Annotated in this window: 3 protein-coding genes; all 3 read right to left on the bottom strand. The window is 44.4% G+C overall.

The window, feature by feature from the left end; translation table 11 throughout:
• A partial coding sequence (locus tag QTO00_RS18410) for a lipopolysaccharide biosynthesis protein (RefSeq protein WP_443088946.1) occupies positions 1-538 on the bottom strand: 538 nt, incomplete at its 3' end.
• A 13-nt stretch (positions 539-551) separates the two neighbouring features.
• Positions 552-1736, bottom strand: a complete 1185-nt coding sequence (locus QTO00_RS18415; protein ID WP_331426068.1) for a glycosyltransferase family 4 protein — start codon at positions 1734-1736, stop codon at positions 552-554.
• Complete coding sequence (locus QTO00_RS18420; RefSeq protein ID WP_331426069.1) at positions 1729-2742, bottom strand: glycosyltransferase; 1014 nt, start codon at positions 2740-2742, stop codon at positions 1729-1731. The genes QTO00_RS18415 and QTO00_RS18420 overlap by 8 nt, the downstream gene beginning before the upstream one ends.
• Positions 2743-2844 lie beyond the last annotated feature (102 nt).

Raw genomic sequence — 2844 nt, forward strand, 5'->3', positions numbered from 1 at the left:
CATTAAGCGCGAATATGACGGTGACATCGGGTTTGTGGACTAATGCGAAGCAAAGTAGTGAAACCTGAGTAATAACCGTGGTAACACAAACCTTAAAGAACAGTGCTGCCTGATTGTGCAATCTTAGCCAGGCCAAGTTGATGGCTAGAGGGGCTTCGTAACAAACAACCAGTGTCATCAGCAGAATTTGTTCGTTGGAGAACGTAACTGCCTTGAAGGGAACTAAGTAATAAATCAACACTAGTAAGGCGCTGAATGCTAAAGAAATAATCAACGTAGCGCTATACAACTGAGATGCTTTTTTCTTCCTTACCGAGTTACTGCTCACAGTACCAATAAAACGATAGAGGTTTTCGTGCATCGCGATACCCACGACAAGACTAAAAAACACGGTCGTAATACCAAGCAACTCTAGGTGACCAATTTGTGATGGCGTTAAGTAGTGTGCTATCAAAGGCAGTGTAAGTAGTGAAATCCCTTTGATTAAAAACAGGCTGACCGCATATAAGCTGATGTTTTTTAAATGCTCTAGGTTCATGGTCATTCCTCAGCTACTGGTCATATGCGCCAATCATGGTAGTGACAATGTCACCATTGATATGTTGGGCGAACTTTTGATAGCGATACTCAGCTTTATATTGCTCAGCAACCTTAGTCGCATTGGCGCAGCAGCGCTTGAATGTTTGATTGTCATTCGCAGCGTAGAGCAGAGCATCACAAAGTGATTGCGGGTCTTCCGGTTGGTACTTGATACAGCTTTCATTGTGAGTTAACTGTTGATCCCAAAATGAGCTATCTCGCGGTATCACAACACACATTCCGGCCGCCAATGCTTCTAGAATCGACAAGCCGAATGGCTCGTTACAACTCGTAGAGATAAAGATGTTCGATTGGCTTCTGATCTGGTCAAGATCATCTGGATCTTCATGCCATTTGGCGTGTTTGAGTAGTACTGGAGCTGACGATACGGGCAAGCAGGTGTCGATAGGGCGAATATAGCAAATATTCATTGCGACAGCTTTGGTTAGTGCTGCATTCCTAGCCGCTTCAACTAGTGTGTCCAATCCCTTCCATTTAAGCAGAGATGCGGCCCAAAAACCGATTGGCACTATGGTTTGACTTTGAGTAGGCCAACGTGACGAAGGAATGCCATTGAGGAAAGTGCTGTATCTTGCGCTTGATAAGTAGAACTGAGCCAACGCTGACGTGTCGTTTATCTTAGTGGCATGGTGGAGGTATGCCTCGAGCGCGAGTTCAATACTTGCTTTTGCTGACGGAAGATAGAAAACAGAATCCGCGATAGTTAAGCAGTATCCAATCGAGCGAGACAGCCCAACGTTACCATGGACAAACTGAATGACCTCCACGTTGACTAGGTTTTTTAGCAAGTATAAGGGCATATCGATACCGGGTCCTGAAGCTCCGAGCGCTTTGTTGATATCCCCGTGTACTATCATTGTTTTAAGCAAAACAAGCAGCATCCATATTTGGTTCAGCCAATAGAAAGCGCCGGTGTGTTGCTTCATTAACCACGAAACTGTGGCGATTTTTCTCACTGTCACCTTGTGTTTCTTGAAGAAATCAGTCTTTTGCCAGAATCCAGGATCGACAGTTAACACAACAAACTCATTGTTGGTCGTGCGGCACACATTCAGGGCGTCGCTGGTGGCGATCTTAGAACCGCCTTTAAATGTAATTGGGTCGAAAACCAGAGTTTTTCCAGTATGGTTAGCCATGTTGACCTCCAAACGAAAATCTGTTTGCGATATAAGTTTTTATTGGCGACAGTGTTTTGATGACAGAACGTTTTGAATAGCGCGGTTGTTCTAGCAAATCTAGGTACAGGCGTAGAATTTTGGTGCAACTCACCGATACGTCGTGATGTTTGACGATTGCACTATTCGCTTGCTGCGCTAACCGTGTACAAAGGTTCGGGTTATTAACCAGAATTCGCATCGCTTTTGCGATCGGGGCAATGCCATGGTTAGGGTAGAGTACTCCAGTCTCACCATGTTGGATAAACTCAGGTATTCCCCCTTCGAATGGCGCTATGATCGGAATGTTTGCTAGAGCGGCTTCAGCGATAACTAAGCCAAAGGCTTCACTTCGAGCCCCGCTAATAAAGGCATCACAGCCTTTTAGCCAACCAACGACATTGGCTTTCTCACCTACAAAGTGAACACGTTGCTCTAAATGCAAGTATTCAGCTTGCTGTTGTAACCTATCTCTTTGTCGGCCGTCGCCGATAACCACTAAGCGAACGTTAGGGTATTCTACTTTAACCAGCATTTCACTGACATATTTACTCACAGAAACAATATGTGGAGACAAATGCAGCCCGAGAGTGAAACGATCACGAGTTTGGTACGGACAATGAAGCTGTGTAACAACGGGAGTTTTAGTCATTCGCGTTGCGGCAAGCATCCATTGGCAAGGCGCACCGCTGTTGATATGAACCAAATCGATATCTTCTAGCTCTATTAACTCGCGGCCCTGTGTGATTAACTCTAGCCATGCTGAAAAGTCATACTTTGGCGCTTTCCAACCAAGCAATAGAGGGAAGTCGGATAGTATGTTTGGCACATTAAGCACTTCTAGCTGTTTAACCAGAGCACGATTATTGGTCCAAACAAATGCCTCGAAATTACGCACGCTAATGTATTTAATGAGGTCAATCAGGCACTTCTCGCTGCCACGAATCCAATCGTTACCATAGTGTACAAATAATATCTTATTTTTCATGGTCGACCCCTTGTGTATCGTTATTCAAGCTCAAGCAAATTACTTGATGAAGTAACTAATTGATGAAGTAACTAAGGCAAATGGGGTGCCAATAATATAGTT

Source organism: Vibrio sp. M260118 (assembly GCF_036533755.1).
Classification (GTDB): domain Bacteria; phylum Pseudomonadota; class Gammaproteobacteria; order Enterobacterales; family Vibrionaceae; genus Vibrio.

What these genes read in the sequence shown, in the direction of transcription:
- QTO00_RS18415 (WP_331426068.1), bottom strand. Translation starts at nt 1,736, where the DNA reads ATGGCTAACCATACTGGAAAAACTCTGGTTTTCGACCCAATTACATTT.
- QTO00_RS18420 (WP_331426069.1), bottom strand. Translation starts at nt 2,742, where the DNA reads ATGAAAAATAAGATATTATTTGTACACTATGGTAACGATTGGATTCGT.